At 64.0% G+C, this 24,070-nt stretch carries 24 protein-coding genes and 1 tRNA gene; 15 read left to right on the forward strand and 10 right to left on the reverse strand.

Annotated features, from left to right (window positions below; all coding sequences use genetic code 11):
* Positions 1–3 precede the first annotated feature (3 nt).
* The 4 genes from BW934_RS11740 to BW934_RS11755 all read left to right on the forward strand — a co-directional run bounded on the left by BW934_RS11740 (position 4) and on the right by BW934_RS11755 (position 3,555).
* Positions 4–639 carry a cytochrome (ubi)quinol oxidase subunit III gene (locus tag BW934_RS11740; protein WP_076348317.1) on the forward strand — a complete coding sequence of 212 codons (636 nt, stop codon included), beginning with the start codon at positions 4–6 and terminating at the stop codon, positions 637–639.
* 1 nt (position 640) lies between these two features.
* The gene (gene qoxD, locus BW934_RS11745) at positions 641–961 is read left to right on the forward strand and encodes a cytochrome aa3 quinol oxidase subunit IV (protein ID WP_076348319.1); all 321 of its coding nucleotides are present in this window, start codon (positions 641–643) and stop codon (positions 959–961) included.
* 32 nt (positions 962–993) lie between these two features.
* Positions 994–2,004, forward strand: coding sequence for a COX15/CtaA family protein (locus tag BW934_RS11750; protein WP_076348321.1), 1,011 nt, complete (start codon positions 994–996; stop codon positions 2,002–2,004).
* 180 nt (positions 2,005–2,184) lie between these two features.
* Positions 2,185–3,555, forward strand: coding sequence for a D-alanyl-D-alanine carboxypeptidase family protein (locus BW934_RS11755; protein WP_076348323.1), 1,371 nt, complete (start codon positions 2,185–2,187; stop codon positions 3,553–3,555).
* A 6-nt stretch (positions 3,556–3,561) separates the two neighbouring features.
* Here the strand turns inward: BW934_RS11755 and BW934_RS11760 are convergent, their stop codons facing one another.
* On the reverse strand, positions 3,562–4,194 hold the full coding sequence (locus tag BW934_RS11760) for an O-methyltransferase (protein ID WP_084182590.1): 633 nt from the start codon (positions 4,192–4,194) through the stop codon (positions 3,562–3,564).
* Between the two features lie 207 nt (positions 4,195–4,401).
* On the opposite strand from BW934_RS11760, the gene BW934_RS11765 reads away from it, so the two are divergent.
* A complete protein-coding gene (locus BW934_RS11765) occupies positions 4,402–5,463 on the forward strand; it encodes a phosphodiester glycosidase family protein (protein ID WP_076348327.1) in 1,062 nt (353 codons plus the stop codon).
* A complete protein-coding gene (locus tag BW934_RS11770; RefSeq protein ID WP_076348397.1) occupies positions 5,456–6,352 on the forward strand; it encodes a hypothetical protein in 897 nt (298 codons plus the stop codon). The genes BW934_RS11765 and BW934_RS11770 overlap by 8 nt, the downstream gene beginning before the upstream one ends.
* 11 nt (positions 6,353–6,363) lie before the next feature.
* Here the strand turns inward: BW934_RS11770 and BW934_RS11775 are convergent, their stop codons facing one another.
* The 4 genes from BW934_RS11775 to BW934_RS11790 all read right to left on the reverse strand — a co-directional run bounded on the left by BW934_RS11775 (position 6,364) and on the right by BW934_RS11790 (position 9,901).
* Entirely contained in the window at positions 6,364–7,272 is a 909-nt protein-coding gene (locus tag BW934_RS11775; RefSeq protein WP_076348329.1) for an aldo/keto reductase, read from the reverse strand.
* Positions 7,273–7,292: 20 nt separating this feature from the next.
* Positions 7,293–8,471, reverse strand: a complete 1,179-nt coding sequence (locus BW934_RS11780) for an iron-containing alcohol dehydrogenase family protein (protein WP_234969759.1) — start codon at positions 8,469–8,471, stop codon at positions 7,293–7,295.
* Complete coding sequence (locus tag BW934_RS11785) at positions 8,461–9,228, reverse strand: glucose 1-dehydrogenase (RefSeq protein ID WP_084182597.1); 768 nt, start codon at positions 9,226–9,228, stop codon at positions 8,461–8,463. Before BW934_RS11785 ends, BW934_RS11780 begins: the two co-directional genes overlap by 11 nt.
* 211 nt (positions 9,229–9,439) lie before the next feature.
* A complete protein-coding gene (locus BW934_RS11790; RefSeq protein WP_076348335.1) occupies positions 9,440–9,901 on the reverse strand; it encodes a DUF420 domain-containing protein in 462 nt (153 codons plus the stop codon).
* A gap of 265 nt (positions 9,902–10,166) precedes the next feature.
* Here BW934_RS11790 and BW934_RS11795 point away from each other — a divergent pair, with 265 nt between their 5' ends.
* The 3 genes from BW934_RS11795 to BW934_RS11805 are packed head-to-tail and all read left to right on the forward strand — an operon-like array spanning position 10,167 to position 14,529.
* Positions 10,167–10,472, forward strand: coding sequence for an antibiotic biosynthesis monooxygenase family protein (locus tag BW934_RS11795; protein ID WP_076348337.1), 306 nt, complete (start codon positions 10,167–10,169; stop codon positions 10,470–10,472).
* Positions 10,469–10,837 (forward strand): globin family protein, encoded by a 369-nt coding sequence (locus tag BW934_RS11800; protein WP_076348339.1) that lies wholly within the window; start codon positions 10,469–10,471, stop codon positions 10,835–10,837. The genes BW934_RS11795 and BW934_RS11800 overlap by 4 nt, the downstream gene beginning before the upstream one ends.
* A gap of 2 nt (positions 10,838–10,839) precedes the next feature.
* Positions 10,840–14,529, forward strand: coding sequence for a chemotaxis protein CheB (locus BW934_RS11805; protein WP_076348341.1), 3,690 nt, complete (start codon positions 10,840–10,842; stop codon positions 14,527–14,529).
* Between the two features lie 167 nt (positions 14,530–14,696).
* Here the strand turns inward: BW934_RS11805 and BW934_RS11810 are convergent, their stop codons facing one another.
* Positions 14,697–15,293 carry a hypothetical protein gene (locus BW934_RS11810; RefSeq protein ID WP_076348343.1) on the reverse strand — a complete coding sequence of 199 codons (597 nt, stop codon included), beginning with the start codon at positions 15,291–15,293 and terminating at the stop codon, positions 14,697–14,699.
* Positions 15,290–15,964, reverse strand: a complete 675-nt coding sequence (locus BW934_RS11815) for a cobalamin B12-binding domain-containing protein (RefSeq protein WP_076348345.1) — start codon at positions 15,962–15,964, stop codon at positions 15,290–15,292. Before BW934_RS11815 ends, BW934_RS11810 begins: the two co-directional genes overlap by 4 nt.
* Before the next feature lie 307 nt (positions 15,965–16,271).
* On the opposite strand from BW934_RS11815, the gene BW934_RS11820 reads away from it, so the two are divergent.
* From BW934_RS11820 to BW934_RS11835, 4 genes are read left to right on the forward strand one after another with little or no spacing between them, the layout of a single operon-like run.
* Positions 16,272–16,733 (forward strand): GtrA family protein, encoded by a 462-nt coding sequence (locus tag BW934_RS11820; RefSeq protein WP_084182592.1) that lies wholly within the window; start codon positions 16,272–16,274, stop codon positions 16,731–16,733.
* A complete protein-coding gene (locus tag BW934_RS11825) occupies positions 16,702–17,409 on the forward strand; it encodes a response regulator transcription factor (protein ID WP_076348347.1) in 708 nt (235 codons plus the stop codon). Before BW934_RS11820 ends, BW934_RS11825 begins: the two co-directional genes overlap by 32 nt.
* Entirely contained in the window at positions 17,406–19,004 is a 1,599-nt protein-coding gene (locus BW934_RS11830) for a sensor histidine kinase (RefSeq protein ID WP_084182593.1), read from the forward strand. The genes BW934_RS11825 and BW934_RS11830 overlap by 4 nt, the downstream gene beginning before the upstream one ends.
* Before the next feature lie 6 nt (positions 19,005–19,010).
* Positions 19,011–19,328 carry an iron-sulfur cluster biosynthesis family protein gene (locus BW934_RS11835; protein ID WP_234969761.1) on the forward strand — a complete coding sequence of 106 codons (318 nt, stop codon included), beginning with the start codon at positions 19,011–19,013 and terminating at the stop codon, positions 19,326–19,328.
* A 43-nt stretch (positions 19,329–19,371) separates the two neighbouring features.
* Here the strand turns inward: BW934_RS11835 and BW934_RS11840 are convergent, their stop codons facing one another.
* Both BW934_RS11840 and BW934_RS11845 read right to left on the reverse strand, forming a co-directional pair.
* Positions 19,372–20,136 (reverse strand): SDR family oxidoreductase, encoded by a 765-nt coding sequence (locus BW934_RS11840; RefSeq protein ID WP_076348351.1) that lies wholly within the window; start codon positions 20,134–20,136, stop codon positions 19,372–19,374.
* A gap of 158 nt (positions 20,137–20,294) precedes the next feature.
* A tRNA-Pro gene (locus BW934_RS11845) sits at positions 20,295–20,370 on the reverse strand.
* Between the two features lie 164 nt (positions 20,371–20,534).
* Here BW934_RS11845 and BW934_RS11850 point away from each other — a divergent pair.
* On the forward strand, positions 20,535–21,089 hold the full coding sequence (locus tag BW934_RS11850) for a GNAT family N-acetyltransferase (RefSeq protein WP_076348353.1): 555 nt from the start codon (positions 20,535–20,537) through the stop codon (positions 21,087–21,089).
* Between the two features lie 11 nt (positions 21,090–21,100).
* Here BW934_RS11850 and BW934_RS11855 read toward each other — a convergent pair whose 3' ends face one another.
* Positions 21,101–21,604, reverse strand: a complete 504-nt coding sequence (locus BW934_RS11855) for a GNAT family N-acetyltransferase (protein WP_076348355.1) — start codon at positions 21,602–21,604, stop codon at positions 21,101–21,103.
* A 103-nt stretch (positions 21,605–21,707) separates the two neighbouring features.
* On the opposite strand from BW934_RS11855, the gene pcrA reads away from it, so the two are divergent.
* Positions 21,708–23,975 (forward strand): DNA helicase PcrA, encoded by a 2,268-nt coding sequence (pcrA, locus tag BW934_RS11860; RefSeq protein ID WP_076348357.1) that lies wholly within the window; start codon positions 21,708–21,710, stop codon positions 23,973–23,975.
* Positions 23,976–24,070: the final 95 nt, after the last annotated feature.

The following is a 24,070-nucleotide window of genomic DNA, read 5'->3' on the forward strand; positions in this document are numbered from 1 at the left end:
GGCATGTCGAATGCGAACACGGCGGTTCACGGGGGACACCACCCCGTGGACCCCAACGTTCCGCTCGAGTACCACGAGGAAGAAAACAGCCTGCGCATTACCGGCTTCTGGCTCTTCCTTGGCCAGGACATGATCCTGTTCTCCAGCCTGTTCGCGACGTACATCGTCATGCACGGCCGTGTGGCCGGCGGGCCGACGTCGCAGCAGCTGTTTGATGTCACGGGTTTCACGATTGAGACCATCGCCCTGTTGTTCTCGTCCTTCACGTGCGGTCTCGCCACGTACGAGATGCGGCGCGGCCATCGAAATGCCGTGATCGGCTGGATCCTGGTCACCATGGCGCTCGGCCTCGTCTTCTTAGGCTTTGAGGTGAGCGAGTTCATCCACGACGTCGGCATCGGCGCTACGCTGCAGCGCAGCGGGTTCCTCTCGGCGTTCTACATCCTGGTCGGCACGCACGGAAGCCACGTGACGGTTGGTCTCTTATGGGTGACGCTGCTTGTCATCCAGCTGCTGCGCCGGGGGATCACGCCTGTGACCGCGCGCAAGGTGTTCCTGTGGAGCATCTACTGGCACTTCCTCGACGCCGTCTGGATTTTCATCTTTACGGTCGTATACCTCACCGGGAAGGTGATCTGACGTGGAAGCGAAGGAACATAAGTTCCACCGCGAGGAAGGCTTCCCCTGGAAGCACGTCCTCGGCCTGTTTTTGTCCCTGGTGCTGACCGCCATCGCGTTCTGGCTGGCGCTCGCCACGCATCAGCCGCCCGCGTTGGTCATCAGCATCATCGTCATCCTCGGCGTCGGGCAGTTGCTCGTGCAGCTCTACATGTTCATGCACTTCACGGAGAGCGACGATCGCGCCTGGCAAGTCCCGGCCATCTACTTTGGCTTGTTCATCGTGTTCTGCGTCGTCGGCGGCTCCATCTGGATCATGACGTTCAAGTCGATCGTCGCGTGACGTTGAGGCGCTGTGCGGGGAGGTGAGAAGAGATGGTCAGAAGCCGAGCGTTTGGCGCCTTCGTGTTCGTCGTGGCGATTCTCGCGGCGGTGCAAAACTTTATCGTGAACGGCATTGGCTTTCTCGACGCCTACACGGGTTCTGCCTTTGGCTGTGGGCACGAGTGGTTCATGTGCAATGGCCAGGTCATTCCGAGCCTCCAGGCGCTCGAGAACTCGCTCAGCATGTTCATCGAGTTCATGCACCGCGTGGGCGTGCCCATCCTCACGCTGCTGCTCTTGCTCTCAGCCGTGGGCTCGCTTCTGCGCTATCGCGGCTGGCGTGAAATCCAGCTGTTTGTCGGCCTGAGCATCTTCTTCGTCCTCCTCGAGGCGGTGCTTGGCGGACTCGCGGTGGTGTACAACGAACCGCCCTCGGTCATTGCGACGCACTTTGGTGTCTCGCTTTTAGCCTTTGCCAGCACGGTCTTGTTGGCCATCTACGTCCGGCGCGCCGAGCGCGTGTATGGGGAGTACTTGGCGACAGGCGTGAAGCTGCCCCTGCGCGATCCGGCGCCGAGCGGTCCTTTTCGCTGGTTCGCGTGGCTCGGTGTCCCAATTCTCTATCTCGACATGTACATCGGGGCGTATATCTCGTCGCGCGGCGCTGGCGACTCGTTTCGCGGACTCTTGATTCCCACGGAGCCCGGTGGCGCCTTCAGCGTGCACGAGCCCCTGTTCCTCGATTGGGTCCACCGTTCTTTTGCTCTGTTTCTCGTCCTTTGGATGATCGCGCTGGTGAGCTGGACCGCGCGGTTCAGGAGGGAACGTCCGGATTTGTTCCGCGGCGCCTTGTTCGCCCTGGTGTTTGTTGTACTCCAGGCGTTCTCAGGCGTGTATCTCATCGCCTCGCACGTGAGCATCCAGGCGTTCCTGTTGCACGTGTCCATCGTGTCGGGGCTGTTTGTTTCGCTGCTGTTTGTCGCGTTTCAGTCCGTTCCGCCGCTCATTCCGGCGGCGAGCGCCAAAGCGCTCGAACTGGGCCGCGAGCGGACGGCACACTGAGCGTTTCGCAGGACGCCCGTTGGTTGCGTAGAGCGCCGACGGGCTTTTTTTGACCCGTGAATGGTCAAATGCGGCACTAGCCAAAGCCCCTGGACAACCTCTAAACTAGGGGATTAGAGCGCGCGATGTGCGAGCATTGCGTTGACATGGGAACTCAAACGCTGGAGGTGGCTCGGTCGCATGACATCTCGTTTTCTCCGCCTGGGCTGCGTCGGCCTGGTTGCCGCCGTCGCCTTGAGCGTCCCGCAGCCAGACCTCCGGGCGGACACCGCGACCTCTGTGAGCGCTGCGACCGAGTCGCTCATTCCTCGCGAAGACGTCTTGAATCTCGAACCAGGCCCCATCCCGTATGTGGAGGGCGAGAATCCCGAGCGCTGGCCCTCCATCCTGTCGCAGGCCGCCGTGGTCATGGACATGGACACGGGCGCTGTGGTCTACGCCAAAGCGCCAGACGCCCTTCACTATCCTGCCAGCATCACGAAGATCATGACCGCACTTCTTGCGCTTCGCCTCGGCCACTTGAACGACGTGCTCACGGCGTCCGCAGACGCCGTGAGACAGCCTCCGGACAAGCTGTACATGCGCGTCGGGGAGAAGGCCACGCTCAAAGACCTGCTCTACGGCCTGCTCGTCGATTCGGCCAACGATGCCGCCGTCGAGATCGCCGAGCGATATGGCGGAAGTGTGTCCCATTTTGCGGAGATGATGAATCAGGCGGCGCGCGATCTCGGCGCGACGCACACGCACTTTGTGAATCCCAGTGGATTGCCGGACCCGCACCATGTGACCACCGCGTACGATATGGCCCTGATTGCGCGGGCTGCGATGCAGATTCCGGAATTCCGCGCGATGGTGGACACCCGCTCGTTTGAATGGAAGGGGACGGCCTGGCAGGCGAATCTCACGAATTTGAACCGCATGCTGTTCACGTATCCCGGCGCGATAGGGGTGAAGACCGGCTTTACAAGCGTGGCGCACGAGACGCTCGTCGTGGCGGCCACGCGCGGGGGCACGACCTTTCTGGCGGTCTTGATGGATTGCCCCACGGACGCCGAGATCCGCGACGACGCCACGAACCTGCTCAACTACGCTTTCGCCCACTATGCGACGCAGCGCATTCTCCCCGAGGGCCATCGCGCCGGGGTTTTGACGGGCAAAGAGGGCGAAGACCCCGTCGTGACGGCGGAGCCGGTGCTCGCGACGGTGCCCTTGGGTCACCCGCTGGACGTGGTGGAGCGCGTCAGCCTGCGTGCGCCCGACGAGCCCCTCGCCAAGGGAACCCGCGTCGGGGAGATGACGCTCGTGGACGCGGCGACGAACGAGCGGCTCGGCTCCGTTCCTCTGGTGGTGGCCAGGCCGTACGAGCCAGAGCCTAAGCCCATCGCCTGGCCGCGGCTGGTGGCGCCGGCCGGAGCGGCGCTCGCTCTCCTCGCGGCGGCTGCGCTGCACTTCCAGCGACGGAGGCGATCGCGTCTCGCCCGCCGAGCGCGCGTCGTGCGCGTGCAACCGTGGCAGGAGTCGTGGCAAAACGCGCGCCGCAACCGCAGGTAGCGCCGATCACGGCCGCACGCGGGCCACGGCCACGCCGTCGAACATCGGCAAGAGGGTGCTCACGAGCCGCGGCTCCGCGAACAGCTTGCGGTGAAGTTCGCGCAGCGCCACGGGCGTCGGGCTGGTCGCGGACGGATCGAACACGCGGTTTCGCCCGAAGGCGTTGTCGAAGACCAGGAAGCCGCCGGGCCGCATCAGCTCGAGCGCGAGGTCGAGATAGCGCGGGTAGCTGGGCTTATGGGCGTCGATAAAGGCGAGATCGAACCTTTGTCCTTCTCGCCGAAGGCGAAGAAGCGTATCGGCGGCGTCGCCGAGGACCACCTCGACGCAGTGGCCGAAGCCCGCGGCTGCGATGTGGTGCTCGGCGAGTTGCGCGTGTTCCGGCCGGGATTCCAGCGTGACGAGGCGCGCGCCCGAGGGCAGTCCGCGGGCGATGCAGATGGCGCTGTAGCCCGCGTAGGTGCCGATTTCGAGCGCAGCGCTTGCGCTCATGGCGAGCTGGGTGAGAAACTGGCCGAGCGCCTGGGGCACGCACATGTCGGGCCAGCCGCGCTCGCTGAGGCTCTGGCGGATGGCGGCGCGAATCGGATCGCCCGGCAGCGCGGCCTCGATGGGCAACTCGTGGAGGTCCGATGTCAAAACGTGTATCCCTCCTTCTCCTAGGTGCGAGTGTACGCCCATTGCGCCGGCTTGTCACGTGGCGGCGAACGCGGCCGGTTTCTCGCGCGTCTATCAGTTGGTGCGGATGCGCTTTCGCATTAGAATGGTGTTGACCGCGCGCTCGGCGCGGAGCACGACGGCTTCCAATCAAGGGCCGGTCCAGGCCGAAATGGGTGAAATCGCAGAATGGACGAGCGTAGACCGACGCGCACACGCCGGGAGAACTCGCGGAACGCCAAAGCCGATGCGCGCAAGCCGAGGCGTGGACTGCGGGCGCTCCTGTACGTGGCGTTTACTTTGGTGTTTGGTTACGTGTCCACGGTCCTCTGGATCTTTGAGGGGCCGTTCACGAACTTAAAGAAGTACATCATCGAGAGCGTGGACCAGACTCGGCACGCGTATCTTCTGCGGCCGATGTCGCTGTACCTGGTGTCCGAGGCGACCATCAAGAAGTATGCCTTGCCGGACAACCTGAGCGGGCCCACCATCCCCATTCAGGATATCCAGCGGCGCGACTTCAGCCATATCAACGATCCGACGGTCCAGATGATCACGCTGCGCGAGCCGACGTTTAACGCCTACGTCCTCTTGGTAAAGGACCCGAAGCGAATTCGCGTGGTGGCGACGAAGTATCTGCACGTCCGCGGCGAGACGGTCATGCAGATGGTGCAGGACGCAGGCGCCATCGCGGGTATCAACGCGGGCGGCTTCGTGGATACCAACTGGCAGGGCACGGGAGCGTACCCGCAGGGCATCACCATCACGGACGGCAGGCTCGTGTCCATGACGGGATCGCCGAGCCAGCCGCAGCCCGTCATTGCCTTCACCAAAGAGGGCCAGATGATTGCGGGGACGTACTCGCTCAATCAGCTCCGCTCGCTCGACGTGTGGCAGTGCGTGGGCTTTGGCCCGGTTTTGGTGGAAAACGGCAAGCCGACGGTCTCCGCAGAAAACTACGCGGTGAATCCGCGGACGGCTATCGGCCAGACGAAGGACGGCACGGTCATCCTGCTCGTCACGGACGGCCGGTACGCGACGGGGCCGAATGACGTCGGCGCAAGTTTTGCGGATGTGGCGCGGATCATGCTGCAGTTTCACGCGGATATTGCCGCCAACCTGGACGGCGGATCGTCCGCCACGTTCGTCTACAAGGGCCGTATGTGGAACCGGCCCGTCGACATTCTCGGCGCGCGCGCGGTGGCCACGTCCATCGTGGTGATGCCGGAGGGTGGTGGCAAACGTGGCTAACCGCGTGTGGACGAAGCTCGTCGGGATCGCCGCCGTGGTGACGGCCCTGCAATTGCCGCTCTTTTACCACTACAATCGCCTGCTTGGCACGAGCGCCAACGCGGTGGACAACATCACGGTCTCGCCGGCTCAGCAGCAGGCCGAGCAAAAGGAGATTTCCGATCTCAAGCGGCAGTACAAGTTTGTGACCGTCTCCTCGGACGGCCAGTACGCCGCGTATCTGGACTCGAAAAACGTGTTGCACGTTGTCGATCTCGCCACGCATCAAGAGGTCTGTGCGGCGAATAACCCGTACACGGTGCAGTATGTGGCGTGGATCGAGGACGAGCGGCTGTTCGTCGGAGAACAGGTTCAGCCTGGCGATCTCGAGTTGAAGACGGTCGATGTGCCGAGTGGCGTGCAGACCATTGTCACGCGGTTTGAAGGGCTGCCGGCGGATGCATCGTTCACCAAGATCACGTTCAGCACCTACACCAACGACATCTACATCCTGATCAACAGCGGCGCGTCGAGTTCGCTCTACCACATTGGCACGATGAGCAACGTCTCGCTCGTGCCGGTGGGCGGCAGGTACATCAAGAACATCGCCATCACGCAGACGGGCAGCAAGCTGTACTTCGAGGACTACGCGGACGGCAGTTTCAACGTGCTGTCGCTGAACGACCAGGGGACCATTCGCCTGATCAAGCGCGACGCGGCGCTTGTCGCGGTGGTGGGCAACACGCTGTATTACGGCGGCATCAACGGCCAAGGCTTGGTCACGGCCGTCTATCGCTACGACGCGTCCACGGGCGCATCGACGCTGGTCAAGACGCTGGCGTCGCCGACCTTGGCCGCCGACATCGAAATCACGGACAACGGCAGCGTGCAGGTGAATGCACCCACCTGATGGCGTCGGCATCAGGTGGGGCGGTGTTCCGTGTAGACCTTTGCCGGGTACGCGGCGCGCAGGCGCTCGAGCTCTGTCTCCGTGAGCGGGGGCAGGGTGCCTGCCTCGGCGTTTTCGCGCAGCTGCTCGGCGCGCGATGCGCCGGGGATGGCGCAGCATACGGCGCCGGGCGCCGTGGAAAACTGAATGGCCGCCTGGGCCGGCGTCCGATCCGGCGCCACCTCGCGCAGCACCTGCGGCGCTCGGGCGAGATCGTCCGCGCCGTATCCCAGATACGTGTCGCCCGGTTGCGGCACCTTTTTGCCCGTCAGCCAGCCGCTCGCCACCGGCCCCCGCGCGATGACGCGGACGCCCTTCGCCTCGATGGCCGCAAACCACTCCTCCGGCCGCCGGTCCAAGAGGCTGTACTGCATCATGATGGTGGCGAGGTTCGAGCCCATCAGGTAGCGCTGAATGACGTTCGGCCGGATCGACGAGATGCCCCAGGCGCGAATGACGCCCTTTTCCACGAAGCGCTCCATCAGCTCGACAATGTCGTCGAAGGGATCGTCCATGGTGCCGCCGTGCAACTGGTACAGGTCGATGTAGTCCGTGCGCAGGCGGCGCAGGCTGTCCTCAATGGCCCGCTCGATGTATGCGGGCGACGGGTCCCAGGTCCAGCCGGGCTTGCCGGGCTCGAACCGGTTGCCCACCTTCGTGGCGATCACGACCTGCGACCGCACGGGTGCGAGCGCCTCTCCGACGATTTCCTCGTTCAACCCCTGTCCGTACAGATCCGCCGTGTCGAAAAAGCGGATGCCGAGATCGACGGCTTCGCGAAGGATGCGCACGGCCGCGAGGCGATCGGTGGGCAGGGTCATGCACCCCAACCCCACTTCGCTCACGGCAATGCCGCTGCGTCCAAGGACCGCTTGTCGCATCGTCTTCCTCCTCTCCTACGTCATTCCGCATACGCCATCTCGAGCACCGCGCGGTAGTCGGCCTCGGTCATCGGGCGCGGGTTGCTTGGCGTCGAGCTGTTGTCCTGCGCGAGCCTCGCCAGCTCGTCGAAATCCGACGGCCGGACGCCCGGGAGCTCCCTGAGCTTGGGAATGCCGATGTCCTGGAGCCACGCGCCAACGCCTTCGACGAGCGCCTCCGCGGCGCGTGCGTCGTCGTCCGGGTCCCCTGCAAGGCCCATGGCGCGCGCGGCCCACGCGTAGCCCTCCCGCGCGTACGGCAGGTTGTAGCGCAACACGGGCAGGAGCATCACCGCGTTGGCGAGGCCGTGCGGCGTCTCGTACAGGCTCCCGAGTGCCTCCGCGAGGCAGTGCACCGAGGCCACATCGGTCGATCCGAACGCGAGCCCCGCAAGCAGGCTGCCGAGCAGCATGTCATGGCGCGAGGCCGGATCGCCCGATCTCACGGCCGCAGGCAGCGCGCGGAAAAGGAGGCCGAGCGCTTCTCGCGCGTAGGCCCGTGCGATGGGATGCGCGAGCGTGCAGGTCGCGCCCTCGATGGCGTGCACGAGCGCGTCCACGCCCGTGTGGGCCGTCACGTCCGCCGGCAGGCTCGCGGTCAGGGCCGGATCGCACACGGCGAGGGCAGGGCGTAGGAACGCGTGCTTGAGCGTGAGCTTTTGGTGCGTGCGCTGCTCCGTGATGACGGCCGATCGCGTCACTTCCGATCCGGTGCCGGCCGTCGTCGGCACCGCGCACACGGGCGCTGGCGGCCCGTACGGTCGCCGGTTGCGCGCATAATCGCTCGGTGCACCGCCTTGGCGGGCGAGGAGCGCGATGGCCTTGCCCGCGTCCAGACTGCTGCCGCCGCCCACGGCCACGACGCCGTCCGCGCGGTGCTCGAGAAAGGCGTCCCGCCCCGCGGCGCAGACGGATTCGTCGGGGTTGGGCTTGACGCCGGCAAACACGCGCGGCACGAATCCGGCGCCCGAAAGAAGATCGAGGACGCGATCCGCCACGCCGGCGCGCACGAGCCCAGGGTCCGTGACCACGAGCAACCTGCGCCCGAATCCCTGTTCGACGAGATGATCGGCGAGGCGCTCGACGACGCCATCGCCGAATACGATATGGGTCTGGATGGCATAGGAGAACATGGGGCTCGTCCCTTCGTCATTCCGCATAGATCATCTTGATGGTCATGCCGCCGTCGACTACGAAGTTCTGCCCCGTGATGAACGAGGCGCGATCGGACGCGAGGAACCGGCACATTTCGGCGATGTCCTGCGGACGTCCCACGCGCCCGGCCGGATGCTGGGCGTGATCGATGGGGCGCAGTTCGGGTTCCGTGCGCAGGGCGGCCTTCTTCCACTCGGACACCTCAATCCACCCGGGCGAGATGGCGTTCACGCGCACCTCGGGCCCGAGGCTCACGGCGAGCGCGTGGGTGAGCGCCACGATGCCGCCCTTGGACGCCGAGTACGGCTCCGTGTTGGGTTCCGACATGAAGGCGCGCGTCGAGGCGATGTTGAGGATGCTGCCGCGCGACTGGCGCAGAAGTGGCGCCGCGTACTTCGCCATGAGAAACGGACCGCGCAGGTTCACGGCGAGGATGCGATCCCAGACGGCGGCCGGCAGTTCTTCTACGGGCACGCCCGGGAAGCCGAGGCCCGCGTTGTTCACGACGAGATCGATCCGCGAAAACGCCTGTTCCACCTCGCGCACGAGGGACTGCACGGACGGCTCCTCCGCGACGTCCGTCTGGATGAAGCGAGCCTGATGGCGGCCGTCCTGCGCGCGCATCTCCGACTCCGCCTCTCGGCCCGCTTCCTCGTCCACTTCGGCGATCACGACTTGCCACCCGTCCTCCCAGAATGCCTGCGCGATGGCACGGCCGATGCCCTGGCCTCCGCCTGTCACAATGGCCACGCGTGTGTCCAACGCGTTCACCTTCTTTCCACACTGGATTTCTCCTTCACGATAGCGCAGAATGAGATGCGATCAAAGAGAAGGATGGGTATGCGGAAACGATGCAGAGGGAGGGTACAGGCGACCGACGCGTCGCGGGAGGCGGCCAGTGTGCGGGCGTAGGGCAGGGCGATGCCCGGGCGGGCGAGCGAGGCTTTCCGGCGCGCCGCACCTCGCCCTCGGCTTAACGGCCTAGATAGGAGTAGAGAAGCCCCGCCGCCTGGCCCGGCGTGTAGACGATATAGAGGAGGATGAACACCACGAGCCCCGTGGCTGCGGTTACAAACCAGGTGACGAGCGTCCAGGGCGCAATCTTGCGGTGGCGCGAGAACCTGGCCCTGGATGCGTACACGAGCGTGATGATGCCGAGAATGGCCGCCACGGTGGCGAGCACCGAGTGAACTTGGAGGAAGCCGTAGTAGAACGGCCGCACGGACTTCGGGCCGCCAAACTCGTTGTCCCCGAGGAGCACGGTCTTCAAGGCGTAGATGATAAAGAACAGGGCTGCGAACGTCACGCCGCGGAGCATCCAGCGCCGGTGGACGCGCACGCGGTGCCGCCGAATCTGGATCCACCCGACGATGAAGCAGGCCACGCTGAGCAAGATGCAGGCCTCGTTGATGTACGAAAACACGATGGCCAACACGATTCTCACCTCTCAATTCTGCGCGTATTGTAGCACTCCCGGCTCGTACGCGCACGCTTGGTCCCCGCTCGGCGCGCGCATCTCTTGGCACGTGTCAGAGTTCGTTCGGAATCCATTTCAACCAGGATTCCCGTTCCGCAGGGGAGAATTCTTTAGCGATTTACAAATTCCCACGCGATCCGCGCGCTTTGGCACGGTGACAAGACACAGCGTGTAGCTCATAATCAAAACAGGAAGGTCATCAACACAAAGGGCGGTTTGTCAGATGTATGTGGTCCATTCCACGATTGAGGTTTCAAGCGACTGGTTGGACGATGTCGTGGCGCTGTACCAAGAGCGATCCCGCCTGGTCGACCGGTGGCCGGGCTTTATCTCCTTTGCGCTCTTGCAGAACGAACATCGCCCCAACGAGCTGACGATACAGTTGGTGTGGCAGTCGAAAACGCACTATCTCGCGTGGGCGAGGAGCGAGGACTTTCGGCGCGTGCACGAACGCGAGCGCGAACTTGCGGCACATGGGTTTCCGCATCCTCGGCCCGTGGTGCGCAAGTACGAGGTGGTGGCGACGTGATGGACGCGGCCGAGATGGAATGGGCGCGGTCCGTGGTGGAGTCGATGTACGCGGACCATCCGGAGCTCTACGACCGGTACGGCGAGCGCGGGCGCGAGAAGTGCCTGGAGGACAACCTCCATCACGTGCGCCACTTGCGCACGTGCTACGAGCTTCAGGACGCTCGGTTTTTTGTGGACTACGCGCGGTGGCTGGATGGCATCCTCAGGGCGCACGGCATGGAGACCGAGCACCTTTTGGACAACTTTCGCCGGATGCTCGACACCGTGGCTTCCGTTTCGTCGCTCAGCGCCGCAGAGCGAACATGGTACACGTCCTGCCTTCATCAAGCATGTGAGATGCTTCGTGTCAGACAGGAGGGATAGCGGTGTCCCCGCATCACGGATCAGGTCAGGGATCAGGTCAGGGGCCGCTCTTTGTCGTCGGGATCGGCGCGTCGGCGGGAGGGCTCGAAGCGTTGACGAGCCTGTTCGACAAGCTGGCGCCGGATACGGGCATGGCGTTCGTCGTGATTCAACACCTGTCCCCCAACTACCGCAGTTTCATGGCGGAGTTGTTGGGAGCGCATACGTCGATGCGCGTCGTGCCGGCCGAGGACGGGATGCCGCTTGAGCCCAACACGGTCTATCTCAATCCGCCGCGGAAGAACGTGTTCGTGTCCGAGGGCAGGCTGGTGGTCCAGGACTACCTCACGGTCAAGGGCGAGCTGCACCTGCCCATCGACGGTTGCCTCGAGTCCATCGCGGAGTACGCGGGCGAGAGGGCGGTGGGCGTCATCTTATCCGGCACGGGCAGCGACGGATCGCGCGGCATTCAGCGCGTGAAGCAGAAGGGCGGCCGCGTCTTCGTCCAGGACGAAACCGCCAAATTCGACGGCATGCCGAAGAGCGCCATCGCGACGGGTGCCGTCGATGCCGTCCTGCCGCCCGAGGGTATTGCGAGAGAACTGGAGCGGCTCGCGCACGGCGAGGAGAGAACGTGGGTGCCAATCCCTGTGCCTCCGGCGTCGGATCCCGAGGGCGGCGAAGATCTGTTGGACGACGCGGGCTATGAGGAGCTGCTCGAAATTCTCAAGTCCGCGACGGGCATCGATTACACCGTCTACAAGCGCGACGGCGTCATGCGGCGGTTGCGCCGGCGCATGGGCATCGAGAACATCTCGGACGTCCATCAGTATCTCGAGGCGCTGCGCCAGAATCCGCAGGCCGTGGAGGCGCTGCACAAGGACTTGCTCATCGGGGTCACCAGCTTCTTTCGGGACCCCCAGGCGTTTCAGGTCATCTTTCAAGAGGTCCTGCCGCAGATTTTCGCCAATCGCCAGGCCGAGCGAGAGGTTCGAGTCTGGGTGGCGGGCTGCTCGACGGGCGAAGAGGCGTATTCGCTCGCCATTCTCCTGCAGGAGTTCATGGAGTCGATAGGTCAAATTTACAACGTCAAGATCTTCGCCACGGATCTCGATCGCGACGCCATTACGTTTGCGTCGAACGGGGTGTACGGGCCCGAGGTTGAAAACCAGGTGTCACCGGAGCGGCTGCACCGGTTCTTCGTGCCGTCCGAGCGCGGCTACCGGGTGAAGCCCGAAATCCGCAAGATGATCATCTTTGCGCCGCACAACATCACGAAGGATCCGCCGTTCATCAACACGGATCTGATCTCGTGCCGCAACATGATCATCTACCTGCAGCGCGAGGTGCAGGAGAAGGTCCTGAGCCTCTTCCACTTCGCCCTGCACCCGAAGGGCTTTCTGTTTTTGGGGCCGAGCGAGAGCATCGGCCGCATGGCGAGCTCGTTTGTTCCGGTCAACACCAAGTGGAACATCTACCAACACCATGGGGCCGCTCACCCGAATCGGCGCCCCGTCGTGCCGCCCGTGACCATCCCGGTGAAGGCGAGCACCCTGCCCGCCTCGCACGCGGCGGAGCGCCGGTCCGAGGCCGAGGTCTGGACGCCCCCGCGGCACGCCGATCCACACGTGGACGAGCTGTACCGGGTGTTTGTTGAGGAACACTTTCCGCCCTGCGTCGTGATCGACGAGAAGAACGACGTCGTCTCCCTGCACGGCGACGTCAACCGCTACCTGTCGCTCTCGAGCGGCCGGCCGAGCAACAACATTCACAAAATGTTTCCGCCCTCCATCTCGGTGGCCATTGCGACGGGCGTGAGCAAGCTCAAGAAGGGCAGCCGCGAGGTCATTTACGATCGCGTCAAAGTGAACGATGCGCCCAACGCCCCCGCCGTCACGCTGGTCATCCGGCCGCTCTCCGAAAAGGTCGACCGGTTCCGGTCGCACGCGCTCGTTTTGTTCCGCGATCCTGAACCGATCGACGCGGCGGTGTATGCGGCGGACGACGTGGCCACAAGCGTGAGCCAGCGCGTGATCGAGCTGGAGCGCGAGCTCCAGATGTATCAGGAGAAGCTCCAGGTCACGGTCGAGGAGCTCGAGACGTCCAACGAGGAACTGCAGGCGACCAACGAGGAGATTGTCGCGGCGAACGAGGAGCTTCAGTCGACGAACGAGGAGCTGCACTCGGTCAACGAGGAACTCTTGACCATTAACGCCGAGTACCAGATGAATATCCAGCAGCTCACGGAGCTGACGAACGATCTCGACAACTTCCTGGCGAGCACGGAAATCGGCACGCTGTTTTTGGACCGCGATCTGAAAGTGAAGCGGTTCACGCCCGCCCTGACGAAGGAGTTCCACTTGCTCGACATCGACGTGGGCCGGCCCATCACGCACATCTCACACCGGCTCGAGTACGACGAGATGATCGACGACGCGAAGCGCGTGCTGGATCGCGGCCAGCCCGTGGAGCGCGAGGTGGCGTCGAAGAGCGGCGCCTGGTACGCGGTGCGCGTGCTTCCGTATCACACGCCGGACCAGGCGATCAAAGGCGTGGTGTTCACCTTCGTCGACATCACGAAAATCAAGAAGATGAACGAGGAGCTGCGCAAGCTGTCGTACGCGGTGGAACAGAGCCCGTCCATCGTCGTCATCACGGACCCCGAGGGGCGCATCGAGTACGTGAATCCGAAGTTTTGCGAGTGCACGGGGATGACGGCAGAGGAGGCGCTCGGCAGGCACCTTTGCGAGTTGAACGAGTGGGAGGACGAGACCGCGTCCTTCGACGAGGTGTGGCGCAAGCTGCAGGCCGGCGAGCGATGGTCCGGCGAGCTCCCGAGCCGGCGCAAGGACGGCACGCTCTACTGGGAGCAGCTCTCCATCGTCCCCGTCCTGGACGACGCAGGCCGCATCATTCACTACCTGAAAGTCGCGGAGGACGTGACCGAGTTCCGCTACACCGAGGAGCTGCTGCGCAAGTCGGAGATGCTGTCGGCCGTCGGGGAGCTAGCCGCCGGGATCGCCCACGAGATCCGCAATCCGCTGACGGCCCTGAAGGGGTTTACGAAGCTCATTCTGAGCGGATCGCACAGTGACTCGTACCTGGAGATCATGCGCGGGGAGCTCGATCGCATCGAGACCATCGTGAACGAGCTTTTGGTCTTGTCGAAGCCACAGGCGGTGCAGATCCAGCGCCGCAATCTCGCGGACATCCTGCGGGACGTCGTGATGCTGTTGGAGACGCAGGCGCTTCTGACGCACGTCGACATCGAGCTGCGCATGCCCGAGGAGCCCATCGAGCTGTTGTGCGTGGAGAACCAGCTCAAGCAGGTGTTCATCAACCTGTTGAAGAACGCCATCGAAGCCATGCCGAACGGCGGAACCATCGAGCTTTCGGTGGAGCGAGACGGCGATCACGTCGTGATCCGCGTCCGCGACGAAGGGGTGGGCATCCCGCAGGAGAAGTTGGCCAAACTGGGCGAGCCGTTTTACACCACCAAGGACAAGGGCACGGGTTTGGGGCTGATGGTGAGCTTCAAGATTGTGGAACAACACGGCGGGACCATCCGCTACGAGAGCAAGGAAGGGGAGGGGACGACGGTGACGGTGCGGTTGCCCATCGACATGAACGCGCGGGTCAAGTGCCCGCAGCCGGGCGACAGCGCTCCGCCTCAACGAACGGAGGACTCGGATCAGGGGGCCGTTCACGCGTGATGCGTTCGGTCAGGGCGGCGAGCCCGCCGCCCTGAGGCTGTATGGATGGTGAATCCCTCCAAGTGTGGTGAGTGGCGCGCGGATGGCGGGAAGCGTGGACAGCATCTGCGGCGCCGCGTGCGTGGCCCGGGAAACCGGGCCACTTGACGTCTGGCGGGAAAGTTCCCTCACACGTGATGGCGCACGAGGGTGAGCGGCGCGGCGGCGCGCCGCTGCTCTTCGGCGACGAGCGCCTGCAGGCTGTCGAGTTCCTTCAACACGAGTTCGGCATACACGCCTCTCCCGCGCTCGATGAGATCCGCGTGCACCAGGCTCATGAGCTCTTCAAGGGTGTGGATGGAATGCGTGATGTGCTCCCAGATGGTCGGCCTGGCGCTTGCGTCATCCCGCATGAGGGCATTCATGGCATGCCGCCGCGCCAAGCGCTTTTCGAGCCGCGAGACCGACTCCACCACCTCGTCGAGGCTCGACTGACGCGGGACGCACGTGATGTAGCCGCGCATTCCCTCCTCGCGATTGCGCCAACGTTGGTACACATCAAACAGCCCTATGCCGTTTTTGGTGAGAAAGTTCAGCTCCACTTTCATGCCGGACATCGCTGGGCGGACGAATCGCTTCAACTTGTCCCGGCTGCCCATATCGACCATGTCAAGAAGGCTTTCCGCTTCCAAGAAGGCCGCGCGCGCTGTCTCGGAAGATTCAACCACGGCGTACGCTTCCGTGATGGTCAGCGTGGGAATGGGAAGGTGGTCCATTTCGCTCATCTTTCTTTAGCTCCCCAGTGCGACGATGTTGGCATCGCGCGCGGCTGGTTCAACCACGCCTGCAGGTCCGTGATGTCCGCAATGATCAACGTCTTTGGCCCTACGTACGGTCGGAGGTCGTACATGCTGGCGAGTCGCCCTCCGACGACAATCTGCGGCCGATAGGCGAGCGACTCGAACGCGTGAATGTACGATTTCAATTTCGGCAGGTGATAGACAATCGTGACCGAAATGCCAATAATGTCCGGGTGCCACCGTAGCGCGGCAAGCCGGGCGTATTCCAGGGGAAGGTTCCTGCCGTACAGCCGCGTTTCGTAGCCTGACTCTTCGAATGCGGCCGCAACCATCTTCAGGCCGAGATCATGCTCCTCGCCTTCCACGCAGAAAAGCATCACTTTGCCGCGCGAAGGGCGCTCGGGCTCCTGCAAGTAGGTGTCGCGGTATCTGGCAACCAGCCGTTCGCAGATGGCGGATGCGAGGTGCTCGTCCGCAACAGAGATGGCGTTCATTTCCCAAAGCTGCCCTATCTGCACCATCGCATTTCGCAAGAGGACATCGAAAATGTAGGCGCTGTTGGCGCCACTTTGGGCGTTTGTTCGAACGACTTCCCACGCCCGCTCTTCATCCCCGTCGAGAAGGGCTTCCACCAGCTTGAGGACCTGATACTTCAAGCCGTTCACCTTCCCTCGTTGTGGCGAGCGTGTCCCGTCTTTGGACAAGCAACTGGCATTAGCATACGTCCGCGCCGGATCTCAGATCAATAGCGCATTTTGTCGAATGTGCCATCTGCGGCGAATGGCGCACGCCAGCGCAACGTTGGATAAGTGTGGGTCCGCTCGATGCCGATGGCTTGTCTGGATCTCCGCCCATCGCCGGCTTCCGCGAGGATTCAGAGCGGCCTCAGGTGGTTTTCAGCTGCCGTTCAGGGAGCCGAGGTAGGCTTGGCAGAGGTAGGCTTGGGCAGAGGAGGCGTGACGCATGGAGGCGCGTGACCCGATGAAGAAGACCACGACGCCGCCTGAACGGGCGCATGGGCGCCGCGGTCTGACCAAACAAATGGCCGTATTTGGCGCCGTGGGTGTGATGAACACGGCTGTGGACGCGCTGGCCTTCTTCGCGCTAGCAGCGTGGCTTCATGTCCCCTCCGCTGCCGCCCAAGTGGTATCCTATGCCTGTGGAATGGCGAACAGTTTCGTGTGGAACCGCGGTTTGACCTTTCGCGCCGGGGCGTTCCGCTGGTCGGAACTCGCCCGATTCGTCGCCGTGGGCGGCCTCTCCATGGTCCTTTCCGCCGCAGGCATGTGGGCGCTCGCGCGGGCGGATTGGCCGCTCGTCGCCGCGAAGGCCTTGGTGACCCTGGGCACGTTGTGCCTTAATTTTGTCGGATCGAAATGGTGGGTGTGGCGCCATGCCACTGGACAAGCAGACGCAGCTCTATGATCCGTCCAAGATTCGCATTCTCGTCGTGGACGACGAACCGAGCATTGTCAAGTTCCTCGAATTCGGTCTCCGGCGCGAAGGGTATGCCGTCCAGACGGCCGCTGACGGCGTCGAGGCCATCGCCAAGGCGCGGGACGCCATGCCGCACGTCTGCATTCTGGACGTGATGATGCCCGGACCAGACGGTTTTGAGGTTTGCAAGATGCTGAAGCGCATGGGCCATGTCGCGGTCATTTTGCTCACCGCGCGCGATGCCATTGACGATCGCGTCAAGGGGCTGATGGGCGGCGCCGACGACTACGTTGTCAAGCCGTTCAGCTTCGAGGAGCTCTTGGCGCGAATTCACGCGCGCGTGCGGAGTCAGTTTCCCCAGCTGCTTCAGCAGCAGGAGATTGGCCCATTCCTCATCGATGACGCGCGCAAGGAGATCGCGTTTCACGGCAACCCGCTGAAGCTCTCCTCGACCGAATATGAGCTTTTGCGCTACCTGGTGCAAAACCACGGGCTGGTGCTGAGCAAGGCCCAAATTCTCGACCACGTGTGGGGCTATGACTTCAACGGCCAGGACAACATCGTCGAAGTGTACATCAGCGCGCTGCGCGAGAAGCTCGGCGACAGGGACCGCACCCTGATTCGCACGCTGCGCGGCCAAGGCTACCGGGTGGACTTGCCATGAGAAGGCGGCTAGGGGGGGGCTTTCGCCCTGTTCCCGGGCGGCGCCTGGCCGCGCGCGCAGCCGCCGCGCTTAGGCGGGCGGCGCAGGCAGTCAGGTCCGGGTGGCTCCGGCTGCAATCCGCCACGCTCGCGCTGCACCTCTCGCTCGTCACGTACGCCGTGATGATCGCGGCGTTTGCGCTCGTCGGCGCGCTGCAGGCCTTGTTTTTGCGGCAATTCCTCTTCGCGGAGACGGCGCGATCGCTCCATCAGGAGTTGATGGACATTCCCGCGCAGACGTGGCTGTGGCTCGCGAGCTCATCCGAGGGCGGTGGCCAAGCGCCATCCGCCCCGCCGTTTCGCCTCGGCCCGCTGCCGTTTCTCGCGGCCCACGGGAGCCTCGCGTACATTGATCCCACGGGGCAGATCCACGTCATCTACGCGCCGCACGGCCTGCCCGCGCTGCCGCGCGACACGTACGAGGCCATGTTGAACTTCGGCGTGCCGCCGTCTGCGTACGAGCTCGCGTCGGCCGGACATGAGCGCGATCTCGTCGTCACCGCGCTCATCGGCCCGCCGGATCGCCCGCTGGGGCTCGCGCAGGTGAGCGTTCCGACGAGCGAAATCGAGGGAATGGTCGCCCGGCAGATGATGCTGTACGGCGTGGTCGCATCTGCGGTGCTAGTCGCCGCGCTTGCGGTGTACCAGGCCACCATCCGCCGGGCGCTCGCGCCGCTTCGCCGCGTGGTGGAGCACGCGCAGCGGGTGGACGCCCAGAGCCTCGACGACCGGTTTGAGGTCAGCCCCGGCATGCAAGCGGAGGTGCGCTCGCTCGCAGCCTCGTTTCAGGCCATGCTTCAGCGGCTGGCGCGCGCGTTTCAGGCGGAGCGCGAGGCGAGAGAGCGGATGCGCCAGTTTGTCGCCGACGCTTCCCATGAACTGCGCACACCGCTCACGGCGCTCAGCGGCTATCTCGAGGTCCTGCAGAAGGGCGGCGACTTCACCGAGGGCGAATGGCGGGAGGCGCTGCAGCAGATGCACCTCGAGGCGCGCCGCCTGACGGGCATTGTGGAACAGCTTCTGCGGCTCGCGCGCGCCGAAGAGGTGGGCGGGTCACTCGCGCTTGGCAAGCGCGAACGCGTCCCACTGGCCTCGCTCGTGACCTCCCTCGACCCGCTGTGGCGGGGCTTGTGCGGGGCGCGCGAGTTGAGGTACGACTTCACAGGCGATCCGGCCGTCTTCGCGGACCCGGATGCCCTCAAGCAGGTGCTGTTCAACCTGATGCAAAACGCCGTGCAACACACGCCGGAACAAGGTGGGCGCATCACCATCGCCGTCCGCGCCGACGGCGGCGAGGTGAAGCTGGCCGTGGCCGATAACGGCGCCGGGATTCCCAAGATGCATCAGCCCCACGTATTTGAGCGATTCTATCGCGTGGACGAGGCGCGATCGCGCGCGAAAGGCGGGGCGGGCCTCGGGCTCGCGATTTGCAAGGCCATCGTGGAGGCCCATGGCGGGCGCATCGAGTGCGAGAGCGAGCCAGGGGCGGGCGCGGTGTTCACGGTCACGTTGCCTGCCTTGGACGGCGCAAACGCGGGGCAACACCATGAGGCGTAGGGAGGAATGGCTGTGGAGGTTCGGGTGACGGATGCGGCGAAATCGCGGCTGGTGGCGATGGGCGTTCCGGAGGGCAGCCGGCTTCGCTTGGAAGCCGACATCGAGTCGCACGTGAGCTGCGCGTGCCAGATCGATATTCACATGATCGCCGACGGCGCGCCGCCTCTTGCGGTGTCGCTTGGCTACGACGTGCGCGTGGACGATGCGACGCAGGCGCTTCTCGGCGAAGGTGGGCCGCTCGTCTTGGATTATGTGCCGCTCAGCGGGTTGGTGCTGCGTTCGCCGAACGAGACGCTTGCGCACAACATCCAGGTGGAGGCGTGACGGGGCGCACATGCGGCGCCCCGTTCGCCGCGCGTGCGCTCGGTCAGTACGCGGTCCAGCCCGCATCCGCGACGAGAATGGCGCCGTTGATGAAACTCGCCTCGTCGGAGGCGAGAAACAGCGCCGCGCGTGCGATCTCGTCCGGCTTGCCGGTGCGCGGGTTGATGGCCATGCCCGCCATGGCCGCTTGGACCCCGAGCGAGGCCGGATCGACCTGAGGACTTGAGCCCATGATATTGGTCTCCACGCCGCCCGGGGCGATGGCGTTGCAGCGAATGCCGAAGCGTGCGTACTGGTAGGCGACGTTTTTGGTCAGTCCGACGATGGCGTGCTTGGAGGCCGTGTACGCCGCGCCAGCTCGCGAGCCAAACAGGCCTCCCACGGACGCGATGTTCACGATGGCGCCGCGCTTCTTCTCCATCATGACGGGCAGCGCCCGGCGAATGGCGCGCATGGGCCCCGTGACGTTGACGGAAAACACGCGTTCCCAGAGGTCGTCTGTGACCTCGTGCGCGGCTTTCATGCCGTCCATGATGCCCGCATTGTTGACCAGAATGTCGATCCCGCCAAATTGCTCCACCGCGCGGTCGATCATCGCGTTCACATCGTCGGCAGAGGCCATGTTGGCGACCAAGGTCTCCACGCGCCCGCCCATTTCGCGAATGGCCTGCGCCACACCGTCGAGACCCTGGGCGTCGATGTCGGCGGCGAGCACCTGCGCGCCCTCTTCGGCGAAAAGCATGGCCATGGCACGTCCCATGCCGGATGCGGCACCTGTGATGACGGCGATGCGATCTTGAAGGCGCAAGGCGAACCCCTCCTCGTGGGCTCAGAATGTTTTACACGCCAAAGAATTCGGGGTCCGCCAGAGAAATCCTTCAGGCGATCAAATCAAGTCCGCACGCGGACGCCTGTCTTGAAGCGCACGACACGAAAAAAGCCACGCACATCGCGTGCGTGGCTTTTTGGTCGGAATGACAGGACTCGAACCTGCGACCTCACGGTCCCGAACCGTGCGCTCTACCACCTGAGCTACATTCCGCCGTCGGATGGGGCGACTCGAAGCATCCCTCGAGCGGACAGCAATCAATATATCAGAGTGAACGTCACGCGTCAAGAAGCATTTTTGCCAAGTGGTCGGGAAGGACTTTTCGCTCTCCTACAGAATCTTAGGTGGCATACCTGTTGAGGCCGAGGAGGAGAGCGATGTTTTGCCAGCGGATCGACGATTCTCTCTGCTTGCGGCTTTTGGAGCCCAGAGATGCGGAGGATTTGTACCGCCTGCTGGACGAATCGCGCGCCTATCTGCGCGAGTGGCTTCCGTTTCTGGACGACAACCAAAGTTCGGCGGACACGCGGGCCTTTATTCTGTCGGGTCTCAAGCGATACGCCAACCAGGACGGGGCGGAAATTGGCCTGTGGTACCAGGGCGAGATCGCAGGCGTGTTGGGATTGCACTTCATCGATTGGGCCAATCGAGCGACGTCTCTTGGCTATTGGCTCGGCGAGCGGTATCAGGGAAAGGGCATCATGACGAGGGCTTGCCAGGCCGTGATCGACATCCTGTTTCGCGACTACGGGCTCATGCGCGTGGAGATCCGCGCCGCGACAGGCAACCGCAAAAGCCGGGCCGTCGCGGAGCGGCTTGGGTTCACGTACGAGGGCTTCAAACGGCAGGCCGAGTGGTTGTACGACCACTACGTGGATCACGCGGTGTACAGCATGTTGGCGCATGAGTGGCAAAGTCCGCGTGCCACGTGACGTCTTGGGGATCACGTCGACCACACTTTGCGCAGCTCGATCTCGTCGTGGAGCGGGATACATTCCAGGCCCACGAGCGGAATCGACGGCTTCTGCTTCCTCGCCTCGTCGATGGCGCCGACGTGCACGGCGTGAAACCGGTAGCCGCGCCGCAGATAAAACCGCATGGCCTTCAGGTTATCGTTCGATGTGATGAGGGTCACGTACCGTGCGCCCGCCTGTTCGGCCGCATGTTCCACCGCCTGCAGCAAGCGCGTTCCCACGCCCATGCCTTCCGTCAGGCTGTTGAGGCTCAGGAGTTCGCACGCTTCGTCTTCCAGGATGAACGTGGCGGCGCCAAGATACGCGCCATCCCCGATGGCCAAAAAGGCTTCGGCGTCTTGCAGCCGGTGGATTTGGCCTCTCGAGACCATCACATCGCCGCCCCACGCTCGGGCCCACAGTTCGGCGAGCCAACGCTTGTCTGCCGCAGAGCGCGGGCGAACCACTTCGATACGAACGGGCGGAGACGGCATCCCATCACGGCTCCTCTTGACATGGATACGAACACGTGATCGCATTCGTTGGACAGACCTGCTATACTGACAGTAACACAATGGTGCGTGTAAAGGGTGATGGATGGTGGCCACGGCGGAAGCGAGCGGCATTCTCGAGGGGCTGAACGACAGACAGCGCGAGGCGGTCACGGCGACGGACGGCCCGGTGCTCGTCATTGCGGGCGCGGGCAGCGGCAAGACGAGCGTGCTCACGCGGCGGATCGCATATCTCATCGCCGAGCGCCGCGTGCCGCCATGGGCCATTCTCGCCATCACGTTCACCAACAAGGCGGCGCGGGAGATGGAGGCGCGCATTGAGCGCCTGGTGGGTCCTGCGGCGGCCGACATCTGGACGTCGACCTTTCACGCGATGTGCGCGCGAATTCTGCGCCGCGAGATTCATCACCTGGGCTACACGTCCGCCTTCACCGTGCTGGACGCCGCGGATCAGGTGTCGCTCGTCAGGCGGCTGATGCAGGAGATGAATATCGACGTCCGCAAGTTTGAGCCCCGGGCGGTCCTCCATGCCATCAGCCAGCACAAGAACGAGCTGCGCTCGGCGGAAAAGGCGCTGGATCTCGCCGGATCGCCGTACGACAAGATGGTGGGGGACGTGTATCTCGCCTACGAGAAGCGGCTGCGGGAAAACCAGGCGCTCGACTTTGACGATCTCCTCGTGAAGACGGTGGAACTCTTCCGCAAAGTGCCCGACGTTCTCTCGTATTATCAACACCGCTTTAGCCATATTCATGTCGATGAGTACCAGGATACCAACCATGCGCAGTACGTCCTGGTGAAGCTGCTCGCCGACAGGCGGCGAAACCTGTGCGTCGTCGGCGACTCCGACCAGTCCATCTACGGCTGGCGGGGGGCGGACATTCGCAATATCCTCGAATTCCAGCGTGATTATCCGGATGCGCGCGTCATCCGGCTGGAGCAAAACTACCGCTCGACAGGGCGCATTCTGCGCATCGCCAACCAGGTCATTCAGCACAACCAACTGAGGCTCGAGAAAAACCTGTGGACGGATCGCGGCGAAGGCGAGATGGCGAAGCTGTTTGTGGCGCCGGATGAACGGGTCGAGGCTGACCTCGTCGCGAGCGAAATCCAGAAGTTGACCACCGAGGGGCGCCGCTATCGGGACGTGGCCATTCTGTACCGCACCAACGCCCAGTCGCGCGTCCTGGAGGAAGTGTTCCTGCAGCGCGGCATTCCCTACCGCATCTACGGCGGCCTTCGCTTCTACGAGCGGCGCGAAGTGAAGGACGTCTTGGCGTACCTGCGGCTCATCGCCAATCCCAACGACGACGTCTCGTTCCTGCGCGTGGTCAATGTGCCCAAGCGCGGCATCGGCGAGACGACGCTCGAGAAGCTCGCGGCGTACGCGCGCACAGCGGGCACGTCCCTCTTCGACGCGGCGCTTCACGCGGCTGAGGCGGGCATCTCCAAGAAGGCGGCCTCGGCCCTTCAGTCGTTCGTGGAGCTGATTCAGACGCTCCAGCTCCAGCGCGCCTTTTTGCCGCTGACAGACCTCGCCGACGAGGTCCTCGACAAGTCCGGCTATCGCGAGGCCCTGCGCGCCGAGCGCAGCCTCGAGGCCGAAGCGCGGCTTGAGAACCTCGACGAATTTCTGTCGCTCACGCGCGAATTTGATGAGAACGGCGTTGAGGGCGACGCCGGAGCGCTGGAACAGTTCCTCACGCAGGTGGCCCTCGTGTCGGACGCCGATCTGCCGGGCGGGCGCCCCGCGGGCGGCGAGGAGGGCGATGAGGTCTCCATGATGACGCTCCACGCCGCGAAGGGCCTGGAGTTTCCCGTCGTATTTCTCGTCGGCCTCGAGGAGGGCGTCTTCCCGCATCGGCGCGCGTTCGACGGGGGCGAGGAGCTCGAAGAGGAGCGCCGGCTCTGCTACGTCGGCATCACGCGCGCCATGGAGCGGCTTTACTTGACCACGTGCCATTCGCGCATGCTGTTTGGGGAGCGCAGGGCCTTCACGCCTTCCCGGTTCCTCGCCGAGATGCCCGCATCAGACATCGAGCGGGCGGGAGACGACACGTCCTTCCGGCGCAGCAGCTGGCGCGAGGCCGAGGCCGATGTGCGGGCGAACGTCCATGCGCTCGCCGACGCCCCAACCGGCGGGCGGCTCAGCGTGCCTCGCTCGTTCGGCGCAGATCTCTCGGTGCCGTATGAACCGGGCGATCTCGTCGAGCACCGAAAATGGGGGCGCGGCGTGATCGTGGCCAAGTCGGGAGAGGGAGAATCGCTGGAGCTCGTCGTTCGATTCGCGGATCCCATCGGCGAGAAGCGGCTCTTCGCGAAGTTCGCGCCGATCCACAAGGTGGATTCGTAAGCCGTCAGACTGAGAGGGTTGGAGCGCGGCCGGATGTTCGATGCGCGCTTTCGAAGCGGTGCCGGACGTCCATCCAAGTCGCTGCAAATCGGGAA

Origin of the sequence: Alicyclobacillus vulcanalis (assembly GCF_900156755.1) — a bacterium.
GTDB classification, from domain to species: Bacteria; Bacillota; Bacilli; order Alicyclobacillales; family Alicyclobacillaceae; genus Alicyclobacillus; species Alicyclobacillus vulcanalis.